This is a genomic window from Parafannyhessea umbonata (assembly GCF_900105025.1).
In the GTDB taxonomy this organism is placed as follows: Bacteria; Actinomycetota; Coriobacteriia; order Coriobacteriales; family Atopobiaceae; genus Parafannyhessea; species Parafannyhessea umbonata.
On record NZ_LT629759.1, the window covers coordinates 1,087,328 to 1,109,835 of the forward strand.

General features: G+C 66.2%; 19 protein-coding genes and 1 tRNA gene. 9 read left to right on the forward strand and 11 right to left on the reverse strand.

The genetic code is table 11. The annotated features are described in order from the left end of the window. Window positions 1-43 precede the first annotated feature (43 nt). From BLT96_RS05020 to BLT96_RS05045, 6 genes are all read left to right on the forward strand, one after another. Window positions 44-982: a diacylglycerol/lipid kinase family protein gene (locus tag BLT96_RS05020; RefSeq protein WP_090846179.1), complete on the forward strand. Its 939-nt coding sequence runs from the start codon at window positions 44-46 to the stop codon at window positions 980-982. A 65-nt stretch (window positions 983-1,047) separates the two neighbouring features. After that, window positions 1,048-1,767 carry an acyl-[acyl-carrier-protein] thioesterase gene (locus BLT96_RS05025; protein WP_090862207.1) on the forward strand — a complete coding sequence of 240 codons (720 nt, stop codon included), beginning with the start codon at window positions 1,048-1,050 and terminating at the stop codon, window positions 1,765-1,767. Next, on the forward strand, window positions 1,767-2,201 hold the full coding sequence (locus BLT96_RS05030) for a (deoxy)nucleoside triphosphate pyrophosphohydrolase (protein ID WP_090862209.1): 435 nt from the start codon (window positions 1,767-1,769) through the stop codon (window positions 2,199-2,201). The genes BLT96_RS05025 and BLT96_RS05030 overlap by 1 nt, the downstream gene beginning before the upstream one ends. Before the next feature lie 115 nt (window positions 2,202-2,316). After that, window positions 2,317-2,715 carry a hypothetical protein gene (locus BLT96_RS05035; RefSeq protein WP_090862210.1) on the forward strand — a complete coding sequence of 133 codons (399 nt, stop codon included), beginning with the start codon at window positions 2,317-2,319 and terminating at the stop codon, window positions 2,713-2,715. Between the two features lie 47 nt (window positions 2,716-2,762). Next, the gene (gene thyA / locus BLT96_RS05040) at window positions 2,763-3,611 is read left to right on the forward strand and encodes a thymidylate synthase (RefSeq protein ID WP_090862212.1); all 849 of its coding nucleotides are present in this window, start codon (window positions 2,763-2,765) and stop codon (window positions 3,609-3,611) included. 7 nt (window positions 3,612-3,618) lie between these two features. Beyond that, complete coding sequence (locus BLT96_RS05045) at window positions 3,619-4,134, forward strand: dihydrofolate reductase (protein WP_090862214.1); 516 nt, start codon at window positions 3,619-3,621, stop codon at window positions 4,132-4,134. Between the two features lie 18 nt (window positions 4,135-4,152). Here the strand turns inward: BLT96_RS05045 and BLT96_RS05050 are convergent, their stop codons facing one another. The 6 genes from BLT96_RS05050 to BLT96_RS05075 form a co-directional block, all read right to left on the reverse strand. Beyond that, on the reverse strand, window positions 4,153-5,058 hold the full coding sequence (locus tag BLT96_RS05050; RefSeq protein ID WP_172824982.1) for a PLP-dependent transferase: 906 nt from the start codon (window positions 5,056-5,058) through the stop codon (window positions 4,153-4,155). 123 nt (window positions 5,059-5,181) lie between these two features. Next, window positions 5,182-6,951, reverse strand: a complete 1,770-nt coding sequence (gene thrS, locus BLT96_RS05055) for a threonine--tRNA ligase (RefSeq protein ID WP_090862217.1) — start codon at window positions 6,949-6,951, stop codon at window positions 5,182-5,184. Between the two features lie 550 nt (window positions 6,952-7,501). Beyond that, window positions 7,502-7,933 (reverse strand): zinc ribbon domain-containing protein, encoded by a 432-nt coding sequence (locus tag BLT96_RS05060; RefSeq protein ID WP_090846166.1) that lies wholly within the window; start codon window positions 7,931-7,933, stop codon window positions 7,502-7,504. Between the two features lie 165 nt (window positions 7,934-8,098). Further along, the gene (locus BLT96_RS05065) at window positions 8,099-9,334 is read right to left on the reverse strand and encodes a phenylacetate--CoA ligase family protein (RefSeq protein WP_090862219.1); all 1,236 of its coding nucleotides are present in this window, start codon (window positions 9,332-9,334) and stop codon (window positions 8,099-8,101) included. Continuing rightward, window positions 9,325-9,912 carry an indolepyruvate oxidoreductase subunit beta gene (locus BLT96_RS05070; RefSeq protein ID WP_090862222.1) on the reverse strand — a complete coding sequence of 196 codons (588 nt, stop codon included), beginning with the start codon at window positions 9,910-9,912 and terminating at the stop codon, window positions 9,325-9,327. Before BLT96_RS05070 ends, BLT96_RS05065 begins: the two co-directional genes overlap by 10 nt. Then, a complete protein-coding gene (locus BLT96_RS05075) occupies window positions 9,902-11,791 on the reverse strand; it encodes a thiamine pyrophosphate-dependent enzyme (protein WP_090862224.1) in 1,890 nt (629 codons plus the stop codon). The genes BLT96_RS05070 and BLT96_RS05075 overlap by 11 nt, the downstream gene beginning before the upstream one ends. A gap of 303 nt (window positions 11,792-12,094) precedes the next feature. On the opposite strand from BLT96_RS05075, the gene BLT96_RS05080 reads away from it, so the two are divergent. Next, window positions 12,095-13,963, forward strand: a complete 1,869-nt coding sequence (locus BLT96_RS05080; RefSeq protein ID WP_090862226.1) for an ATP-binding cassette domain-containing protein — start codon at window positions 12,095-12,097, stop codon at window positions 13,961-13,963. Window positions 13,964-14,138: 175 nt separating this feature from the next. Here BLT96_RS05080 and BLT96_RS05085 read toward each other — a convergent pair whose 3' ends face one another. After that, window positions 14,139-16,826, reverse strand: coding sequence for a valine--tRNA ligase (locus BLT96_RS05085; protein ID WP_090862228.1), 2,688 nt, complete (start codon window positions 16,824-16,826; stop codon window positions 14,139-14,141). A 215-nt stretch (window positions 16,827-17,041) separates the two neighbouring features. Here BLT96_RS05085 and BLT96_RS05090 point away from each other — a divergent pair, with 215 nt between their 5' ends. Together BLT96_RS05090 and BLT96_RS05095 are read left to right on the forward strand one after the other, a co-directional pair. Continuing rightward, the gene (locus tag BLT96_RS05090) at window positions 17,042-17,872 is read left to right on the forward strand and encodes a tRNA threonylcarbamoyladenosine dehydratase (protein ID WP_090862230.1); all 831 of its coding nucleotides are present in this window, start codon (window positions 17,042-17,044) and stop codon (window positions 17,870-17,872) included. Window positions 17,873-17,875: 3 nt separating this feature from the next. Then, window positions 17,876-18,646: a TatD family hydrolase gene (locus tag BLT96_RS05095; RefSeq protein WP_090862233.1), complete on the forward strand. Its 771-nt coding sequence runs from the start codon at window positions 17,876-17,878 to the stop codon at window positions 18,644-18,646. Between the two features lie 244 nt (window positions 18,647-18,890). On the opposite strand, the gene clpX is transcribed toward BLT96_RS05095, so the two are convergent. From clpX to BLT96_RS05115, 4 genes are all read right to left on the reverse strand, one after another. Beyond that, window positions 18,891-20,186 carry an ATP-dependent Clp protease ATP-binding subunit ClpX gene (clpX, locus tag BLT96_RS05100; RefSeq protein ID WP_090846151.1) on the reverse strand — a complete coding sequence of 432 codons (1,296 nt, stop codon included), beginning with the start codon at window positions 20,184-20,186 and terminating at the stop codon, window positions 18,891-18,893. Window positions 20,187-20,218: 32 nt separating this feature from the next. Beyond that, entirely contained in the window at window positions 20,219-20,830 is a 612-nt protein-coding gene (locus BLT96_RS05105; protein ID WP_090846149.1) for an ATP-dependent Clp protease proteolytic subunit, read from the reverse strand. Window positions 20,831-20,972: 142 nt separating this feature from the next. After that, entirely contained in the window at window positions 20,973-22,313 is a 1,341-nt protein-coding gene (tig, locus tag BLT96_RS05110; RefSeq protein ID WP_090846147.1) for a trigger factor, read from the reverse strand. A 74-nt stretch (window positions 22,314-22,387) separates the two neighbouring features. Beyond that, window positions 22,388-22,474, reverse strand: a tRNA-Leu gene (locus BLT96_RS05115). Window positions 22,475-22,508 lie beyond the last annotated feature (34 nt).

Sequence of the window (22,508 nt, forward strand, 5' to 3'; positions counted from 1 at the left end):
CGACGCGACTACACCATGATACATAACAAGGCGGGAGGGCACCGTGCGCATCCTCATCGTTCACAACCTCAAGTCGGGCATGAGCTCGATCGACGTATTCGACTTCGTCCATGCACTCATGCGCGAGGACGACGAGATCGTCATCCGCGGCCTGGACTCCAGCTCCCAGGGGCAGCAGGAGCTCCGCGACGCGGAGTCCTTCGACCTCGTCGTCGTGTCGGGCGGCGACGGCACCGTGACGAGCCTGCTGTACGAGCTGCGCGATCGCAACGTTCTGACCTGCGTCTTCCCGTCCGGCACCGCAAACCTGGTGTTCGAGAACCTCGCGAACGCCCCGGAGCCCGCCTCCATCGCGAAGGCGTGCCGTGACGGCTACTTCGTGCGCGCGGACTTTGGCGAGATAGCGTGGACGGACACGGACGGCAACAGCGACTCGCGCGGCTTCGGCCTCATGGCGGGCTCGGGCTACGACGCCGTCCTCATGCGCGAGGCCATCCCCAACAAGCAGATCATAGGCGAGGCCGCGTACTTCACCGCGGCGCTCGCCAACGCCCACCCCAAGGTCGAGCACTTCACCATCACCGTCGACGGCGAGACGTTCGAGCGCGACGGCATCGCGTGCATCGTCGCGAACACCGCCAAGATGCAGGCCGACATCCAGATCGTGCCGGACTGCTCCATGTCCGACGGCAAGCTCGACGTGATCGTGCTCGAGACCTCGGATGCCGTCCAGCTGCTCGTCCCCATCTTCACGGGACTCTTCGACAAGCAGGCAAAGGGCGGCAGGCCGTTCATCGAGCACTTCTCGGGCAGGGAGATCGAGGTGAGTTCCGACTCGCCCATCCCCATGCAGGTGGACGGCGACACCATCCCCGGCATGGTCATGGGCTACAAGGCCCATGTCATCCCCCAGTGCAACAAGCTCGTCGTCGACCAGGCGAGCCCGTACTTCGACCGCAGGAACCGCGTCGAGCTGGGCTAGGCACAACGGAGCAGAACACCTTGGCCCCCGGACTCCGGGGGCCTTTGCGATGCGATAGGAGTCAGATGTACACGTTCGAGAGCAGGGTCCGCTACAGCGAGTGCGCAAGCGACGCGCGCCTGTCGCTGCTGGGACTCGTCAACTACCTGCAGGACTGCTCGTGCTTCCAGAGCGAGAGCCTTGGCATCGGCATAGAGGACATGGAGAGGAACCACTATGCGTGGTTCCTCTCCGCCTGGCAGATAGAGATAGAGGACCTTCCGCGCTTCAACACGCCCATCGCCGTCAGCACGTGGTGCTACGGCGTGAAGCGGCTCCTCGCCAGCAGGAACTTCACCATCGAGGGACAGGACGGCACCCCGTACGTGCGCGCGGACTCGCTGTGGTTTCTGTACGACACGAAGCTCGGCCGGCCCGTCAAGTTCCCCAAGTCCCAAATGGCCTACCTGGAGGACACGCCGCGTCTGGACATGCCGCCCACGAAGCGCAAGATCGACGTCAAGGGCGACTTCGCGTGCGCGCCCACGATCACGGTGACGCGCCAGCACCTGGATACGAACGGCCACGTCAACAACGCGCAGTACATCCAGATGGCACTCGACGCGCTCGAGCAGACGGGACAGGCCCTTGTGCCGTGGCGCATCACGGTGCAGTACGAGTCCATGGCACTGTTGCACGACACCGTGGAGCCGCAGGTGTTTAGCTCCGGGGGCGGCCGCACGGTCAGGCTCGCCCGCCCAGACGGCGAGCCGTACGCAATCGTGAGGATCGAGGTGCGCGACTGATGGGCACGCAGGACGGCAAGACGGTGGTGCGCGTGGCGGCAGCGGTCATCTGGAGGGACGACCGCGTGTACGCTGCCCAGCGCGGCTATGGCGACATGAAGGACGGCTGGGAGTTCCCCGGCGGCAAGGTCGAGAAGGGCGAGGCGCCGGAGCAGGCGCTGCGCCGCGAGGTGAGAGAAGAGCTTGGCTGCGAGCTGGGCGGCGTGTTCTACCTGGACACCGTGGAGCACGACTACGACGACTTCCACCTGAGCATGGACGTGTTCGCGTGCACTCCCGCCGCAGGCGAGACGCCCCGCTCGAACGAACACGAGGCGGAGCGCTGGCTTGCGCGCGACGAGCTTCTGGACGTGGAGTGGCTCCCCGCGGACCTCGACGTCGTCATGAGCCTGGGCATGAGCTGGGACGAGGTGTTCACGGAGGGGCGCCTGTAGCCGCAACGGAGCCAATGCCCCCGAAACCATGGCGCTTGGTAAGCCCAGGCGCAGGCGTTTCTCGCCCAAACGCTCAGCTGCTATGATAGTGCCCTAAGCCAGAGAGAGGACTTCCATGCCAGACACCCAGCCGGTCGCAAGCGACCAGACGAGCATAGCCACGACGGACGCCGCCGAGCGTCCCGCCGTAATCGAGACGGCATCGGCCACGACGTCTTTGGACAACGCGAACTCCGGCGCGAAGCCGGTGGTGATCGCAGCGGTCGGCGTGGTGGTCCTCCTTCTTTTGGCGAACGCGCTCGGGGGGTTCGTCGCGGGCGTCACGAGGTTCGCCCTCATGGACGAGCTGGGGCGCCACGCGGACACGCTGGAGCCAGGCGCCTCCGACGGCGCGTACGGGGACCCTGACGACTCCGATGCGTGGGACACCTACGACGACCAGGGCGACTGGTGGAGCCAGGGCAGCATGGCAGACGTGTGCGGCTCGCCGGACCGCCCGGGCGCACGCGCATAGCGAGGCGAGGGCGCCCACACCAGACCCCATCCAAGGAGGAGGCACGCATGAGCAAGGCTGACGACATCTTCATCTCCATGTGCCGGGACATCATCGAGAACGGCACCACGACGGAGGGACAGAAGGTCCGCCCGCACTGGGAGGACGGCACGCCGGCGTACACCATAAAGCAGTTTGGCGTATGCAACCGCTACGACCTGCGCGAGGAGTTCCCCGCGCTCACGCTGAGGCGCACTGCGCTCAAGAGCTGCATGGACGAGGTGCTGTGGATCTACCAGCGCAAATCGAACAACATACACGACCTGAAGCCGCACATCTGGGACGAATGGGCAGACGAGGACGGGTCGATCGGCAAGGCGTACGGCTACCAGGTGGGCCAGGTGAGCCACTACGCGGACGGCGACTACGACCAGATGGACCGCGTGCTGAAGGACCTGCGCGAGAACCCGTTCAGTCGCAGGATCATGACGAACCTGTACACGTTCTCCGACCTGTCCGAGATGCACCTGTACCCGTGCGCGTACAACGCGATCTACAACGTGACGGAGCACCCCGGTGACGACAAGCCCACGCTGAACATGGTGCTGGTGCAACGCAGCCAGGACGTGCTTGCCGCGAACAACTGGAACGTGTGCCAGTATGCCATCCTGCTCATGATGGTGGCGCAGGTAAGCGACATGCACGCCGGCGAGTTGGTGCACATGATCGCGGACGCCCACATCTACGACCGCCACGTCGACATCGTGCGCGAGCTCATCAGCCGGCCGACCTACCCGGCCCCGAAGGTGCACCTGAATCCGTACGTGCACGACTTCTACGACTTCACGACCGACGACCTCATCGTGGAGGGCTACAGCCACGGCCCGCAGGTGAAGGACATCCCCATAGCGATCTAGGAGGACCATGGACGCCATCGTTTCCGTCACGCGCGACTGGGCCATCGGCAGGGACGGCGCTCTCTTGGTCCGCAACAAGGCGGACATGCACCGCTTTGTGGAGCTCACGCGCGGCTGCACGTGCGTTATGGGCAGGAAGACCTACGAGAGCTTCCCGGGAGGGCCGCTCAAGGGCCGCCGCAACGTGATCGTGACGCACGACGCCGGCTACGAGCCGCCAAAGGCGGAGGGCCTCTCCGCGGGCACGAGCGTGGACGTGGTGACGTCGCCTCAGGCGGCGCTGGACGCCACGGCAGCCGACGCGCGCGTCTGGCTCATAGGCGGCGAGTCGCTGTACCGCGCGCTTCTCCCTTGCTGCTCTAGCTGCTACGTCACCAGAAACGACGTTGTGGTGCCCGGCGCGGACGCGTTCTTCCCGAACCTGGACGACGACCCGACGTGGACGCTTGCCGAGCGCGAGGACGGCGGCGTCACGAGCGCGGGAGTCGCGTTTGACTTCGCACGCTACGACAGACGCGCATAACGGCGCGCAGGGCAGGGTCTACCGGCGGAGAAGAGCCTCCGCCGCGGCCACGAGCCCCCTCGCGTCCCCACAGCCACACTCGACCCTGAGCCACGCGCCGTCCTCGGCCGTGGCCATGTTTTGCACGCGGCTTGCCGTGCCGCCGGGCACGTAGCGCCCGCACAGGTCGACGGCGCCGTTGGCGCCTCGGGCAACCGCGTGCGCCGCGACGGCAGCGTCCACGAGGACGTCGACGGCAGGTCCGAAGCCGTCCTCCAGGTTCGCAGCCGCTGCCTCGTACGATTGATCTTCCGTGAGGCCGGGGTAGCTCACGCTGCGCGCTGCGGGGTGGCAGCGCAGGTACGCAGCCATGACCTGCGCGTTGTCGTTCGCGTGGCGTCGACGCGCATCGAAATCCGCCATGCCGGCAGAAAGAGCCTGGATCTGGGAGCTTTCCGGCACGGGCAGCGCGGCAACCGCGTCCGCCATGCCGGCACAGCCGTCCCTCCCCTGTAGGGCCTCGCGACGAAGGCCCACCATCACCATGCCGCAGGCCGGCTGGCGAACGACGCGGTCAAGCGAGGCGAGAACGACGTCCGCCCCGAGCCTGCCGGCGGGGCACCCCAGCGCAGACGTGAGGCTCACGTCCACGGCAAGCGGTACGCGCTCCGCAGTGGGCGCCTCGTCCCGGTGGCGCGCCAATACCCGCACGTCGCACATGCGCACGGGCACCCCGCCCAAGGGCTCCACCACGGCGGCGGGGTCGATCCCCAGCCGTCGCGCCACGTTCGTGACGCCCGGCGCCGCCACTACCCACGCGCGGCTCCTGCCGCCAAGGGCCCGGGCAAAGGTGCGACAGACGTCCCGCAGGGCCTCTCCCGCCAAGGCGCCGCGCTCTTCTCGCCCGCCGCGCGCTGCATCCGTGCGCCCTTGCTCCTGCTCCATCGCTCTTTCCTCCTGCCGCCGTGTGCTTCCATGGCGCGCGTCACGTGCCGACGTTGCAAAAGGGGCCGCCCCGCGGGACGGCCCCTGTCGTGCCATGGCGATGTCGCTATTGCTAGCTTTGGGCTAGCCGCGGCGCTCGCGGATCTCCTCCGTGATGTCCCTCACGAAGTCGGCCAGGTCACGCTGGGTGGTCTCGTTGGTGGCGCGGTCGCGGACGCTGATGTTGCCGGCCTCCTTCTCCTTCTCGCCCAGGATGAGCATGTAGGGGACGCGGTCGACGGAGCGGGCCTCGCGGATCTTGTAACCGATCTTCTCGTCGCGGTCGTCCACCTTCACGCGCACGCCGGCGTCGCGCAGGGTCTGCGCGACCTCGCTGGCGTAGTCGCGGGTCTTCTCGCTGACGGGCAGCACCTTGACCTGGCAGGGCGACAGCCACGTGGGGAACTTGCCCGCGTACTGCTCGATGAGCATGCCGATGAAGCGCTCGAAGCTGCCGAAGCCGGCGCGGTGAATCATGATCGGCTGCTTCTTGGTGCCGTCCTTGTCGACGTACTCCAACTGGAAGTTGTGCGGCAGCTGGAAGTCGAGCTGGATGGTGCCGCACTGCCACTCGCGGCCCAGGCAGTCCTGCAGGTGGAAGTCGATCTTGGGGCCATAGAACGCGCCGTCGCCCGGGTTGAGCTTGTAGTCGACGTGCATGTCCTCCAGGGCCTTCTTGAGGCCCTCCTCCGCACGCTCCCAGTCCTCGTCGGAACCCATGGAGTTGTCCGGACGCGTGGAGAGCTCGACGCGATACGGGAAGCCAAACTGCGCGTAGTATGCCGTGATCAGGTGCGCGACGTCCTCGACCTGCTCCGTGATCTGGTCCGGACGGATGAACAGGTGGGCGTCGTCCTGCTGGAACTCGCGAACGCGGAAGAGGCCGTGCAGGGCACCCTTGAGCTCGTGACGGTGGTCGATGCCGGCCTCGGCCAGCTTGAGCGGCAGGTCACGGTAGCTGCGCGGCTTGCTCTTGTAGATGAGGCAGGCACCCGGGCAGTTCATCGGCTTGATGGCGTAGTCCTCGTCGTCGATCTGGGTCGTGTACATGTTCTCCTTGTAGTGGTCCCAGTGACCGGAGGTCTCCCACAGCTTGCGCGAGAGGATGATGGGCGTCTGAACCTGGTCGTACCCGTACTTGTCCTGCATCTCCTGCCAGTACTGCATGAGGGCGTTGCGGATGCGCATGCCGTTGGGCAGCCAGAACGGGAAGCCGGGGCCGGCCTCGTTCATCATGAAGATGTCCATCTCCTGGCCGATCTTGCGGTGGTCGCGCTTCTCGGCCTCCGCAAGCAGGGCAAAGTGCTCGTCCATCTCCTGCTTGTTGCGGAAGGCGACGCCGTTGATGCGGGTGAGCATCTTGTTCTTGCTGTCACCCTTCCAGTACGCGCCAGAGACGCCCGTCAGCTTGAACGCCTTGAGCGCCTTGGTGTAGAGGATGTGCGGGCCCACGCACATGTCGACGTACTCGCCCTGCTTGTAGAACGTGATGCGCGCGTCCTCGGGAAGGTCGCCGATGTGCTCGACCTTGTACTTCTCGCCACGCTCCTCCATATGCTTGATGGCTTCTGCGCGCGGGAGCTCGTACGTCTCGAACTTAAGGTTCTCCTTGCAGATCTTGCGCATCTCGTCCTCGATGGCCGGGAAATCGTCCTCGGAGATCTTCGTGCCCTCGGGAAGGTCGATGTCGTAGTAGAAGCCGTTGTCCGTGGCGGGGCCGTACGCGAAGTCCGCCTGGGGGTACAGGCGCTTGATGGCCTGCGCCATGATGTGCGCCGCGGAGTGACGCAGGACGTGGAGCTCCTCGTCGGCGGGAACCTCGTCCACGTGGCCGTCGTTAAAAAGAACCTTCATGCTAATAACCTTTCGTATGTGGGGCGGACCCGCCATGGGCTTCGCCCTCAGACATTGCCGTAAAATGTTTTCCGTTGGATCAAGGGAGAAGAGCGTGCGCACCCGGCCGAGGCCCTTGGGTCAACGCAGCGCGGCGCCTGCCGCAGGACGGCGCGCGGCCGTCCCATCGAAAGGACAGGCGCCTAGATAGTCGTCGTGGTGATGGTGGGAATACCGTTCGCGATGGCGCGACTCGCGCGCGTGCGTGGGCAGAACCTGTACTCGTCACTGTTCGAACGCATGACCTGACGACTCCCCCGTGCCGTAACGGCACGACTTGCGTTTGCCGACGGCACGCGGCCGTTCGCAAACCAATTGCAGACGTGACTACTTTACAACAGCTTCGTGCGATGTGTGGCCGCGACCTCTGTGTCAGCCAAAAGCCACATGCGTGGGCACAGGGATCGCCCAGAGGTGTCCGCCGCAGTGGCATTGCGGCCACAAAAAAGGCACCGCGGATGGCGCGGTGCCCTTGCGGTTGATCTCTTGCGCGACGCTTCCGAATGCCGCGCTACTGGATGCGGGTGCGGCAGTACGGGCACACCTTCCAGTCCGCGTTCAGCGGGCGGTGGCACGTGGGGCACACGTTCCTCACCTGGGTGTTGCAGATGGGGCACACCACGAAGTCGCGGTCGATGGGCGCACCGCACTTGGGGCAGATGCCATAGTGGCTGAGCTGGTGCTCGCGAAGCGCGATGTCCAGGTCCTGCTCCTCGCGGTCGACCAGGTAGGAGCTGGGGCGCAGGATCACGTACGCCAGAAGGCCGACGATGGGGATGATCGATATGACGGCCCACAGCCACCAGGGCTCCGCGCCGCGGCGCTGGGCGTCGCGGATGACATAGACGATGGAGAGGATGTAGAGCATGACGAGGCACGCAACCATGAGGTAGAGCACCATGCGGACTTCGGGCGTAATCAGCTGGTCGAGAAGCTCAGACATGTCTTAGTGACCTTTCTTATTTGACATACGTGCTTCCCGGCTCACGCTCGCAGGAAGCTGCAGCATCGCAGAAGATTGTAACAGACTGCGCGCCGACGCCGCACGCGATGGGCATTTGTGCAGGTTGCGCACAAGCTCACTACATCGGCGGCGCCGCGCGGACGGCTACTCGTAGCGCTCGTCGAACACGCGGCGGGTCTTCTTCTCGCTCCGCGGCAGGACGCCCAGCTCGACCACCTTTACGAGCGGCGTGAAGCCTATGCGGTTGCGGCACTCGTGCGCGACCTCGTCCGCGAGCGCGAGGAAGTCCTGCGTGCCGTCCGTCTCAACGTACAGGCGCATGGTGTCGCGTCCCTCCAGGTGCGACAGACGGATCTGGTACTCGCTCGACAGCTGCGGGAACGACGCGATGACCTCCTCCACCTGCCGCGGGAACACGTTGACGCCGTGAATCTTGAACATGTCGTCCGAGCGCCCGCGGATGGTGTCGATGCGCGGGAACGGGCTGCCGCACGGGCACGTTCCGGGGATGATGCGGCTGAGGTCGTGCGTACGGAAGCGGATGAGCGGCGCGCCCTCCTTCACGAGCGTGGTGATGACGATCTCTCCCCACTCGCCGTCCGGCACGGCATCCCCTGTCTTGGGGTCGACAACCTCAAGGTAGATGTAGTCGTCCCAGTAGTGGATGCCGTCGTTGGCGGAGCAGCTGATGCCGATCCCCGGCCCATACACCTCCGTCAGGCCGTAGATGTCAAACGACTCGATCCCGAGGCCCTCGTTTATGCGTTGGCGGATCTTCTCGCCCCAGCGCTCGGATCCTATGACGCCGCGACGCAGGCAGATCTTGTCCTGAAGGCCGCGCCTCTGCACCTCCTCAGCAAGCAGCAGCGCGTAGCTGGACGTGGCGCAGACGACCGTGGACTGCATGTCCATCATGAACTTGAGCTGCTTCTCCGTGTTGCCGGGGCCCATGGGGATGGCCATGGCGCCGAGCTTCTCCGCGCCGGCCTGAAAGCCTATGCCTGCGGTCCAAAGCCCGTAGCCAGGCGTTATCTGCACGCGGTCGCGGTTGGTGACGCCGGCCATCTGGTAGCAGCGGGCGAAGATCGTGGCCCAGTCCTCCACGTCGCGCGCGGTGTACGGCACGATGACCGGCGTTCCCGTGGTACCGGAGCTCGAGTGGATGCGCACGATCTTCTCCTCCGGAACCGCGGCGAGGCCCAGCGGGTACGCGTCGCGGAGGTCCTGCTTGGACGAGAAGGGCAGGCGCCTGAAGTCGTCGGCGTCCGTCACGCCGGTGATGCCGGCCTCCTTGAGGCGGCGGCCATAGAAGTTGTCCGACGCGCGGAGGCGTTCGATCTGCCTGTTGACGAGCTCGAGCTGGGTGTCGCTTATCTGCATGGTTCCTCCTTGGCGTAGTCGAGCGCGCGGTCGTTCAGGGCGAGGAAACGCTCCGGCACCACGTGATGCACGGCGGCGCGCACCTCCTCCACGGTGAAGCCGAGCGCGCCCGTGCGCGCGGCCGCGCCCAGCAGCAGCACGTTAAGCACCTTTGCCGAGCCAAGCTCGCGCGCGGCGGCGTCCGCGTCCACCACGGTGAGCTTGCTGACGGCGCCCCGCAGGTAGCCCATGACGGCGTCGAGGTCGTACGCCGGGCCGCCCGTGACGGCCGAGACCGGCACGACGGGCCTATTGCTCACGATGACGGCGCCGCCGGGCTTAAGCAGGCGAAGCTGGCGCGCGGCCTCCGCCGGCTCGAACGCCAGGATGACGTCCGCGCGGCCGCTGCCCACCAGGGGCGACGCGACGCCCTCTCCCACGCGCACGTGGCTGAGGACGGAACCCCCGCGCTGCGCCATGCCAATGGTCTCGGCCGTCTTGACGGGAAGGCCCTTGCGCATGGCCGCCGTTGCAAGGAGGCGGGACGCGAGCACCGTGCCCTGGCCGCCCGTCCCGCACAACACGATGTCACGCCTCATACGCACTACCTCCCGAAATCGCGTCGAACGGGCACAACTGCTCGCACAGCGTGCAACCCGTGCACTGCGAGCCGTCTATCGCCACCTTGCCATCTGCCTGCGGCACAAGCGCAGGGCAGCCCAGCTGCTTGACGCAGCGCTGACAGCCCACGCAGCGCGCGGGGTCCACGTGGCTCTGCGCGCTTGGCCTGTACAGGAACACGCACGGGCTCTTGAAGATGATGGCCTTCACGCCGGGCTCCGCGTCCACGCGCGCGACGGTCTTGGTGGTCGCCTGCAGGTCGAGCGGGTCCACCGTCTCGACCACGGAAAGGCCGATCGCCCTGAGGACGCGCTCGATGCTCACGGGGGTAACCTTCTGACCCATTGCCGTGCGGCCCGTGCCGGGATGCGGCTGGTGGCCGGTCATGGCGGTGGTGGAGTTGTCAAGCACGCACAGCGTCATGTTGGACTGGTTGTAGAACGCGTTCACGACGCCCGTGATGCCGGAGGCGAAGAACGTGGAGTCACCCACGAACGCGAAGCAGTGCGTATCGGGCTCAATGTGACCCACGCCCTGGGCGATGTTGATGCCGGCGCCCATGCACAGGCAGGTGTCGCACATGTCGAGCGGACGGGCGTTTCCCAGCGTGTAGCAGCCGATGTCGCCGCAGTAGATGGTCTTCTTGCCGCGCATGGCCTGCTTTACGGCATAGAAGCTCGCGCGGTGCGGGCAGCCGGCGCAGAGCACGGGCGGCCTCACGGGAAGCTGTGGCGGATCCGGCCAGGCGGCGCCCTCCGCGGCACCGCGCCCCAGGAACGCGTCGAGCACCTGGCCCACGTACTCCACGGAGTTCTCGCCGGACGGCTTCACGTCGCCCGTGAGCTTGCCGCGCACCACAACGTCCAGGTGGTGCCTGCCCGCAAGCGCCGTCAGCGCGCGCTCGATCACGGGGTCGAGCTCCTCCACGCACAGGACCTCGTCCACGCCGTCCAGGAACTCGAGCGCAAGGTCGTCCGGGAACGGGAACGGCGTCGCCACGCGCAGCACGCGGCACTCGCCCTCGGCCAGGTTCTCGCGAACGTACTGGTAGTTGATGCCGTGCGTCGCGATTGCCTTGCGAGCGGGGCGCACGGCTGCGGCGGGAGTTGCGGCACTGTCGTCAGGCGCAGTGCCGGCGTGGCTCGCGGCGTCGGCGTGGCCGGCCTCCCAGTCCACGAAGTTTCCGGCATACGAGCCCAGCTCGTGCGAGAGTCTGGCGTTTCTCTGCTCGATGCGCGCATGCGCCTGCACGGAGAGGCGCGGGAAGATGACCCACTTGGAGGAGTCCTTCACGAAGCCCTCCGGCTTGCTCTTGAGGTAGTCCTCGGGCTCGAGGACGTCGATCGCCTCGTAGCCGTGGTCCACGCGCGTGGTCGGCCGCAGGAACACGGGGCTGTGGAGCTCCTCGGAGAGCGCGAACGCGTCGCGCATCATCTGGTACGCGTCCGCGACGCCGGACGGGTCAAGGCACGGCACCTTGCTGAACTGGGCAAACGTGCGCGTGTCCTGTTCGGTCTGCGACGAGATGGGACCGGGGTCGTCTGCGACCACGATGACCATGCCGCCCTTCACGCCGATGTACTCCAGGCTCATGAGGGGGTCGGCGGCAACGTTCAGGCCCACGCACTTCATGGTAACGAGCGAGCGGGCACCCGCGTACGAAGCGCCGGCCGCGACCTCGAGCGCGGCCTTCTCGTTAACGGACCACTCCACGTACACGTCGCCGGGGTTGCGCTTTGCGACGGTCTCGATGATCTCCGTCGAGGGCGTGCCGGGATACCCCGCCACCACGTCCACGCCGGCGGCGAGCGCACCCAGCGCCATCGCCTCGTTTCCCATCAGGAACTCCCTGTGCATGGGCATACCTCCCCGCCGGCCACGCGCTGCAGGCGCGGCCATGCATCGGCAGTCAACAAGCTTTAACCACTCTACAAAAGGCGCGCCGGTGCCGCGCCGCAAGTTGGCAAACGTTCGAATCTGTTAATCGAGCGCACGCCCGTGGCCGATCAGGGTGCGCGTGGCACGGGGAGCGCGGCGCCAGGCGCACCGGCGGGGCGGTACAATGTGCACGCGCCTATCATGGGAGCACAGATCTGCCCTCGCACCCCTTCCACGCTGCGCCCGTCGCGCGGCATGCGAATCTGATTGGGAGGCACTGCCATGTCTCGCGTTCCCTACCTCAGGTCCTACGTCCTTCTGTCCAGAAGACGCTGGGTGTTGGCCATGCTCGCCGCGATCGCGGGGGTCGTCCTTCTCGCCACGCTCGTGCCGTTTGCCACGGACGGCGCGTATAACTACTCGGTGGACAGGTACTACGAGACGTACAGTTTTCTCCTTCACCAGGGTGGGACCATAAGCGATGCGGACCACCGACAGGCAAGAAGGCTCGAGTCGATTATCGAAGAGACGAATCCGGCCGAATACTGCCACAAGGTCCGCAGCTACGAGCTTCGGGAGATCAGGGAGCAGAAGTCCCAGGGCCAGTCGTCGGATCCAGACACGCGAAGGCTGCATACCTTCACGACCACGTTTCTGAACGCGGTGTGCAAGCTGAGCTCGCCCGCCCTGTACCAGGGAACGGACGCCATGCCCGGACTAGTGCTGGTCGCATACTACCTTGGGGTGATACCCTCCCCCGTGCTGCTGCTCGCACCGTTTACCCTGCTGTGGGTCGTCGCGCGGGAGAACGCATCGTCCAGGCTCCTTTCCCACGCGCCGCTCTCCCCCGCCGGCATGTGGCTGTACCTGGGATGCCTCGGCGCACTGCTCACGCTCGTTTTCTCGCTCGTGCCCATGCTTCCCGCCTTTGTGTTGGGCGTCATCAGGAACGGCGTGGGAGACCTCGCCTACCCCATCATCTATTGGCAGGACGACGTGCTCGTGAGGACGACCCTCATACGCGAGCTTGTGCGGTACGTGGGGTTCTTCCTCCTTGCGGGATTCTGCCTAGGCACGCTCTGCCACCTCGCGACCTCGCTGCGGGCGCCTGCCGTCATGGTCGCCGGCATCGCGCTTCTGGTGCCGCCATGCCTGGACAACTATTATGACCTGGGCGCGATCTTCCCTGACGCGCTAGCCTCCCTGCCGTCCACGTACTTCTCCGCAGACAGGCTCCTTGGCAGGCTCGGCGGCATAGGCGCCCAGAACGCCATACCCATAGCGGGCGCGAACACGACGCGGGGCGTGCTCTCCATCGCCGTGCTCATCGCGGTCATGGGGCTCGTCGGCGTGCTCGCGAGGTCGGTCGCGCTCTCAAGGTCCTACGGCCGTGCGCGCAGGGCGGCGTCGGAGCAGGCCATCCCCAGGGGACGGCTGCTCGTGGCACGCGACGTCAGCGTGGGCTACGTCAGGAACCATCCGCTCGTGACGGGCGAGCTCTCACTTGCGAGCGGTGGTGTCGTGGGCTTCGTCGCGCCAAACGGCTATGGCAAGACGACTCTCCTCGCAGCGCTCGCGGGCGTCCCGCAGTGCCCGCGCGCAACGTCCGTCGATGCCGTGGCCGTGGCGCCGACGGGTAACGGATCCGTCAGCCCGCATAGCCAGGCCGCGTGGCGCAGGTCTGTCTTCCTGCTGCCCGGCGACGGCTCCGTGCTGTACGACCACCTGACGCCCGACCAGACCATCGAGCTCGTGCGCTGCCTGTGGCGCTGCGTGCCGGAGCGCGACACGCTCGCTGACATGGCGGCCGGCGGCTTTAGGCGCAAGCGCATCGCCACGCTCTCGCAGGGCATGCGCCAGCAGGCCGCGATCGCGGTCGCACTCGCGACGCAGGCGCCGGTCCTGCTGCTGGACGAGCCCATGAACGCGCTCGACCCCACGAACCGTCAGCTCGCAAACGAACGCGTCCGCGCGTACGCGGAAGAGGGCCGCTGCGTCTTCATGTCGTCCCACCTCCTGAACAACCTGGATGAGGTCTGCGACGGCGCGTACCTCATTCGCGACGGCGCGCTCGTGGACGCCGGCGGCAGGCATCGCCCGCCGCTCCCCGCGCTGTACTGGGAGTTCTACCCCCGCCCGCAGCAGTCGTAGCCGACAGGCATGGCCCAATAGCCGTAGCACGGCTCACGCGCCGTGCGCGGGCGAGAAGAGCCATGCAGAGGGGCGGCCGCCGGCACCATGCCAGCGACCGCCCCATCCTTGTCACGCTAGTGCGCAAGCCCGTTGCGCGAGGACCGCACGGCGTGCGCGCGACGCCGCGCCAATGCTACTCGAAATCTGCGATCTGGCCCTTGAGCTGCTCGATCGTGGTCGTGAGCTCGGCCTGCTGCGCGCGCTTCTTCTCGATGACGGCAGGGGCTGCCTTCGCGACGAAGCCCTCGTTGGAGAGGGTCCTGCTCACGGAGCTCAGGTCCTTCTCGGCCTTCGCGAGCTCCTTCTTGAGGCGCTTCGCCTCTGCCGCAAGGTCGACGAGGCCGCCGAGCGCCACGAAGATCTCGAGCGTGCCGTCGGCCACCGTGACCGACCCCTCCGGCTTCTGCTGCTCGTGGCCGAGGGCGAGCTGGTCCACGCGGCCGACGGAGCAGATGAAGCCGCGCTGGGCCTCGAGCACCGCGGCGTCCTCCGCGGAGGAGCGCACCGCGACGTCCAGCTCGGCCTTTGGCGACAGGCGGTAGCGGGCGCGGGTGGAGCGCACGGCGGAGACCACGCGCTTCGCGAGGTCGAAGTCGTGCTCTGCCCTGTCGTTCACGAACTGCGCGAACTCGTCGGGCTCAGGCCACTTTGCGACCATCAGGAACTTTGCGGAGTGGTCGTCCAGGCCGCTCGCGGGCAGCTTGTCCCACACGCTCTCCGTCACGAACGGCATCACGGGGTGCAGCAGGCGCATGGACGCGTCCAGCACGAAGACGAGGTTGCGCTGGACCTGCAGCTTCTCCTCCGGCGTGCCGTCCAGCAGGCGGCCCTTGCAGAGCTCGATGTACCAGTCGCACACCTCGTTCCAGAAGAACGACTGGATGTTGCGGGCGTAGTCGCCAAACTCGTAGCCCTCGAGCTGCCTCGTGGACTCCGCGACCACCTTCGCGAGGCGGCTGAGCATCCACGCGTCCTCGGGCGTCTCTGCCTTGGGGGCGCCGGGCACGTAGCCCGCGAGGTTCATCTGGACAAAGCGGCTCGCGTTCCAGATCTTCGTCACGAATGAGCGCGCCTGCTCCGTGCGCGGGCTGTCGATGAGCTCCTTCGTCTTCTTGTTGATGTTCGCGTCGAACTTGACGTCCTGGTTGTTGGTGATGAGCGTCAGTAGGTTGAAGCGCATGGCGTCGGCGCCGTACTTCGCCATCAGGTCCATGGGGTTCACGCCGTTGCCCTTGGACTTGGACATGCGGCTGCCGTCCTTCGCCAGAATCGTCGCGTAGATGTACACGTCGTGGAACGGAATCTCGTTCGTGAAGTACAGCGAGCTCATGATCATGCGCGCGACCCACAGGGCGATGATGTCGCGGGCGGTCACGAGGACCTTCGTGGGGTGGTGCCCCTCCATCTGCTCGGGGTGGTCGGGCCAGCCCTGCGTGGCGAAGGTCCACAGCTGCGAGCTGAACCAAGTGTCCAGCACGTCGGGGTCCTGGTGCACGTGGTGACCGCCGCACTTCGGACACACGTCCGTGTCCTCCATGAGGGCGTCCTCCCAGCCGCAGTCCTCGCAGTAGAACACCGGGATGCGGTGGCCCCACCACAGCTGGCGGCTGATGCACCAGTCCTTCAGGTTGTCCATCCACGTGAGGTACGTCTGGGTCCAGCGCTCCGGGTGGAACTTGATCTCGCCGTCCTTCACGACCTCGGTCGCGCGCTCCTTCAGCTTGTCCACGGCCACGAACCACTGCTCGGACAGCCACGGCTCGAGCGCGGTGTCGCAGCGGTAGCAGTGCATGACGGAGTGCTCGAGGTCCTCGATGTGATCGAGCAGGCCGTGCTCGTCAAACCAGTCGACGATGGCCTTCCTGCACTCGTCGCGGTCCATGCCGCTGAACTCGCCGTAGCCGTCGACCACGTGGGCCGTCTCGTCGAAGATGTTGATCTGCGGCAGGTCGTGCGTCTGGCCCATCGCGTAGTCGTTGGGGTCGTGCGCGGGCGTCACCTTCACGAAGCCGGTGCCGAACTTGGGGTCGACGTGCCAGTCGCTGAAGATGGGTATCTCGCGGTCCACGATCGGCAGCATGACGGTCTTGCCCACGAGCTTCTGCTTCTCGGGGTCCTGCGGGCTCACGGCGATGCCGGTGTCGCCGAGCATGGTCTCCGGGCGGGTGGTGGCCACGGTCACGTACTCGATGTCGTCGACGGGCTCCGTGAGGGGGTAGCGCAGGAACCACAGGTGGCCGTGCTCGTCCTTGTACTCCGCCTCGTCGTCGCTGATGGCCGTGCGGCAGCTGGGGCACCAGTTCACGATGCGCTTGCCGCGGTAGATCAGGCCGTCGTGGTACCAGTCGCAGAACACCTTGCGCACCGCGCGGCTGAACTCCGGCGACATCGTGAACTTCTCGTCGTCGAAGTCGATGGAGCAGCCCATGCGCTTGATCTGGCTGACGATGGTGCCGCCGTACTCATGGGTCCAGTCCCAGCATGCGTCCAGGAACTTCTCGCGCCCCATCTCAAGGCGAGAGATGCCCTCGCTCTTGAGCTTCTTGTCCACCTTGGTCTGGGTGGCGATGCCCGCGTGGTCCGTTCCCAGGATCCAGCGCGTGGAGCGGCCGCGCATGCGATTGTAGCGGATGTAGGTGTCCTGGATCGTATCGTCCATGGCGTGGCCCATGTGCAGGATGCCCGTCACGTTTGGCGGCGGGATGACGACGGTGCAGTCGCCGACCCCCTTGCTGCGCTGGTAGCAGCCCGCGTCCATCCAGCTCTTGATGAGCTCGGGCTCCGCGGTCTGGGGGTCGTAGTTCTTTGGCATTTCTTCCACGGTTGATACCGCCTTCTTACGCGCCCCGTCAGACGGTGTGGGCACTCGTGTAATGGGCGCGCGCCTCCGCCGGGGCTGGCTTACGTTGCGACCCGGCCGGCCGGCCAAGTCAGTCCAACAGCATACCACGCACGCCGTGCGGCGCCCCCGCGGCCGCGTGCTACAGTCTTTACCACACACGCGCCCGAAGGCGCGCCGATCGCTTGGAGGAGCCAATGGACGAGAAGAACGCCACCGCGGCAGAGGCCGCGCCGCAGGTGGAGACCGCGACCGACAGGCTGAGGATCATCCTGGGACAGGAGCGGCTCGACACGCTCGCCCGCTCGCGCGTTCTCGTGCTGGGCCTGGGCGGCGTAGGATCAAACTGCGTGGAGGCGCTCGCGCGCGGTGGCGTGGGCGAGCTCGTCCTGGTGGACCGCGACATAGTGCAGCCGTCCAACATCAACCGCCAGGCCGTGGCGTACCACTCCACCATCGGTCGCGCCAAGACTGACGTGATGGAAGAGATCGTGCACGACATCAACCCGGACTGCAAGGTCACCACCGTTCACCGGTTCCTCTCGAAGGAGAACCTCGTGCCCACGCTCGAGGCGCTCCCCCGCCCCGACTACGTGGTGGACGCCATCGACACCATCTCGCAGAAGCTCATCGTGGCGAAGTGGTGCCAGGACACGGGGCTCAGGCTCATATCCAGCATGGGCGGGGCAAACAAGCTCAACCCGGAACGGCTGCGCTTCTCGACCATCGAGAAGACGAAGTCGTGCCCCATCTGCAAGGTCATGCGCAAGGAGTGCCGCAAGCGCGGAATCCGCGGGCTTCACGTGCTGTACTCGTCCGAGGTGCCCATGCCCGTCACGCCGCGCGGCGCCGAGCTGCCGGGAGGCAGGCGGCCGGAGAAGGGCGTCACCCTGGGCACCATGAGCTACATGCCGCCCATCATGGGCCAGATGATAGCCGGCCGCGTGATATGCGACCTCGCGGACCTGCACAACGACCTGGACGTCCAGGAGCCCATCGTGGCTCCGCGGCGGCGCGGGGGCAGGTAAGCCATGCAGCTGTTTGACGCGCACTGCCACCTGGACTTCATGTCGAACATGGAAGAGGTCGCGCGCGACGCCGCGGCAGACGGCCTGCATGTGCTCGCGACCACGGTGACGCCCCGGGGCTACCTGCGCGCGCGGGACGCCCTCGCGGGGCTTCCCAACGTGGGCGTCGCCGTGGGCGCACACCCGTGGTGGGTGGCGGACGGGCGGCTCTCGACCGCAGACGTCGAGGCGGCGGCCGACCTCGCCGGCACGACGCGCCTCGTGGGCGAGGTCGGCATGGACTTCTCGCCCAAGCACGTGCCAGAGGGCTCCAAGGACGTTCAGCGCGCCGCGTTCCGGCGCATCTGCGAGGCCGCGGCCACCGGAAGCGACCCCGCGCGCCCCACGGTCATGTCCATACACTCCGTCCGCTCCGCCGCGGAGGTGCTGGAGGTTCTGCGCACGACGGGCTGCCTCGAGCGCTGCCGCTGCGTGTTCCACTGGTTCTCGGGCAGCTCGGACGAGCTCCACGCCGCCGTGGTCGCCGGCTGCTGGTTCTCCGTGAACCCCATGATGCTCCGCACGCGCCGCGGGCGCGAGTACGCGCGACAGGTCCCGCTGCGCCGCCTGCTGACCGAGACGGACCTACCGGCCGGCGAGGACGTGCCGTTCTCCGCCGCCCAGATCGAGGCCGCACTCCAGGAGTGCCTCGCGGGCATCGCGGAGGCGCGCGGGTGCGACGCGGAGGGGCTGGCGCAGGCGGTGTGCGACAACGCGGAGCGGCTCCTCGCGTAGTGCAAAATGCTGCGCAACATCGTGGCATGGGGTGGCGGCAACTCCTTCGGCCACATCTCCAGCCGCGGCGCTCGGCATCGCAATCTAGGGCGCCTCGGGCGCGTGCCTTGCGCCAGCAGCGTGCGGGAACAGCAGAATGCCCGCCGTACGGAGCGCATCCGTATGACGGGCATCGTGCTTTCGAATCGCCAGGGGGCGCCTCGCGTGAGGCACCTCGTCCTTCTCGCCTAGGCGCGCCTCTGGGCTACGCCGTGTGCTTTCCGAAGCCGGAGGAGGACTTGCGGACGATCTTTGGCGGCTGCTTGCCGCCGACGGACTCCGGGGTCACCACGACGTCCGTGATCTCGAGGTCGCTCGGGATGTCGAACATGGTCTCCTCGAGCGTCGCCTCGCAGATGGCGCGAAGGCCGCGGGCGCCGGTGTTCCTGGAGATCGCCTCGCGGGCGATCTCTCGCAGTGCGTCGTCCTGGAACTCGAGGTTAACGCCCTCGATCTCGAACATGCGCTTGTACTGCTTCACGATGGCGTTCTTCGGCTGCGTCAGAATCTCTACCAGGTCGTCCTCCGTCAGCTCCTTCGTGGAGGTGATGACGGGGATGCGGCCTATGAACTCCGGAATCATGCCGAACTTGTGCAGGTCCTGGGGCATTACCTGGGCCATCAGCTCGTCGGAGTTCTCCTCGACCTTCTTGTTGAGCTCAGCGTTGAAGCCGATGCCCTTCTTGCCGATGCGGTCGGCCACGATCTTGTCCAGGCCGACGAAGGCGCCGCCGCAGATGAAGAGGATGTTCTTCGTGTTGATGTGGATGAGCTCCTGCTGCGGGTGCTTGCGGCCGCCCTGGGGCGGTACGCTCGCGTCCGTGCCCTCGAGAATCTTCAGGAGCGCCTGCTGCACGCCCTCGCCGGAGACGTCGCGCGTGATCGAGAGGTTCTCGGCCTTGCGCGCGATCTTGTCGATCTCGTCGATGTAGACGATGCCCACCTCGGCGCGCTCGACGTCGCCGTCCGCCGCGGTGATGAGCTTGAGCAGGATGTTCTCCACGTCCTCGCCCACGTAGCCGGCCTCGGTCAGCGTCGTGGCGTCCGCGATCGCGAACGGCACCTCCAGGAATCGCGCAAGCGTCTGGGCCAGGAGCGTCTTGCCCGTGCCCGTCGGGCCGAGCAGGAGGATGTTGCTCTTGGCGAGCTCCACCTCCTCGCCCTCGGAGTTGACCTCGTCGTCGCCCATCTGGACGCGGCGGTAATGGTTGTAGACCGCGACGCTCATGGCGCGCTTCGCTGCCTCCTGGCCCATCACGTACTGCGAGAGCTCCTCGTAGATCTCGTGCGGGGTGGGCAGGTTCTCGATGAGGTCGCTGCCCTTCTCCGCCTCCTCGACCACGTGCGCGTCATCCTCGCTGATGATGTCGGAGCACTCCTTCACGCACTCGTCGCAGATGAACACCCCGTTGGGGCCCTGGATGAGCTTGCGAACCTGGCTCCTGCTCTTGCCGCAGAACGAGCAGTGCATCTCTGGCATGTTTATGTCGTTGTTCGGCATCTGGCTCTCTTCCTAAGCTTCTCGCCTCAAGGCTACGCCTGCTCGGTGCGCGACGCGATTACCTTGTCGACGAGACCGTACTCCTTCGCCTCCTGGGCGCGCATGTAGTTGTCGCGCTCGGTGTCCGCGTTGATCTTCTCCACGGACTGTCCAGTATACTGCGCGAGCAGCTCGTTCATGTGCTCGCGGATGTATTTGGTCTCGTCGGCGACGATCTGAATGTCGGTCTGCTGTCCCTGGGCGCCAGAGCTCGGCTGGTGAATCATGATCATCGAGTTCGGGAGGGCGAGGCGCTTGCCCGGGGTTCCCGCGGCGAGAAGGACGGACGCCATGGAGGCAGCCATTCCCACGCAGATGGTCGAGACGTCCGGCTTGATGAAGTTCATGGTGTCGAGGATGCCGAGACCGGCGTACACCTCGCCGCCGGGAGAGTCGATGTAGAGCGAGATGTCCTTGTCGGGATCCTGGCTCTCCAGGTGCAGCAGCTGCGCGATCACGAGGTTCGCGGAGTCGCGGGTAATCTCCTCGCCCAGAAAGACGATGCGGTCGTTCAGCAGGCGCGAGTAGATGTCGTAGCTGCGCTCGCCACGCGGCGTCTGCTCAACGACGTAGGGGATGAGGGGCGTGTTCATGGGGTTGTGCATGCGTTCTCCTTCTTGCCGGAACGTAGGGCCGGCCGTCAGAACATGGGACCTGTCCCATGCAATGCTACTACGATGGGTGCAAAAAGCGCTCCGAGGTACCTGTTACCCTCGGAGCGCTTCTCGTAGTCTAAGGTATCGAGAGTTACTCGGCGTCCTCGGAATCCGCACCCTCGGCCTTCGCGCGGGCCTCGGCGATCTCGTCCACGACGGTCACGGGAGCGTTCTCGACCATCCAGTCCACAGCCTTGGAGCGGCGGATGGACTCGCGGATGGCGGGCAGCTGGCCGCCCTTCTTGAACTCCTCGATGCGGGCGTCGACGTCGTCGACGTTGGCCTTCTCGAACTCGGCGCGCACGTCCTCGTCGGTGGCCTCGAGGCCGAGCTTGTCGGCCAGGGCGTCGAGCGCCAGGGACTGGCGGGCACGCTCCTCGGCCTGCTCGTGGAGGTCGTTCACGAAGTCCTGGCTCTTGATGTTGCGAGCCGCGAGGTACATGTCAAGGCTGATGCCCTGGCGCTGGAGCTGACCGAGGACCTCCTGGCCGAGCTCGTTGAACACCTGGTTGAGGTAGGCCTCGGGGACCTCCTCAAGCGTGAGGTGCTTGCCGATCTCCTCGACGACGCGGTCCTCCTTGAGGGACGGAAGGCTGGACTTCTTGTCGTTCTCGATGTCCTCCTTCAGGGCGTCGCGAAGCTCCGCGACGGTGTCGAAGCCGAAGTTCTTCTTCGCGAACTCGTCGTCGAGCTCGGGGGTGACGGACTTCTTGATGGCCTTCAGGGTGACGGAGACCTCGTAGTTGCGCTCGTTCTCGCCCTGCTTCTCGGTCCAGGCGATGTCCTTCTGGTCGCCCTTCTTCATGCCGACGACGCCCGCCACGAACTCCTCCGGCAGGTAGGCGCTCGAGAGGTTCAGCTGGCGGTCGGTGCCGGCCAGTCCGGACTTCTGCTCGACCTTGTCCTCGACGTCCAGGGAGACGACGTCGTCCTTGGTGGCCTCGCGGTCCTCCTCGACGTCCTCGTAGGTGTTGTGGTAGCTCATGAGCTGCTCGAGCTGCTGGTCGATCTCGGCCTCGGTGGCCTCCTCGGGAGGCATGTTGATGGCCGGCGCGTCATAGCTGTCCAGCTCGCAGGTGGGCGGCACGCTCACGGTCACGGTAGCGGTGAAGTCCTCGTGCTCCACGACGGCCAGCGGATCCTCGCCGTAGTCGGGGCTCTCCACGGGGACGATGTCGAGCTCCTCGAGCATCGCGGGCTGGGCATCGTTCATGAGGTCCTCGGTCGCCTGGCCAAGAACCGCGTCGCGGCCGACGATGCCGTCGATGACGGGGCGCGGGGTGTGGCCCTTGCGGAAGCCCTGGAACTGATACCTGTGAGAGATGTCCTTGTACGTGCGGGCGACGTACTTGTCGACCTCGGCGGCAGGGACGGTAATGGTGGCGACTACCTTGCCATTCTCGGGCTTCTCAGCGGTGACGGTGATGTTCAACGTTCCTCCAGTGTTCTCGTGCCAGGGGGCAGGGCCCACGTCTTGTCCCCTTGCGCAGTTACTCTGCTTTGCATTGGTGCGGGCGAAAGGATTTGAACCTTCACGAGATTTCTCCCACTGGAACCTAAATCCAGCGCGTCTACCAGTTCCGCCACGCCCGCCTGATTCATGCACAGCCTATGCATGATAGCAAAC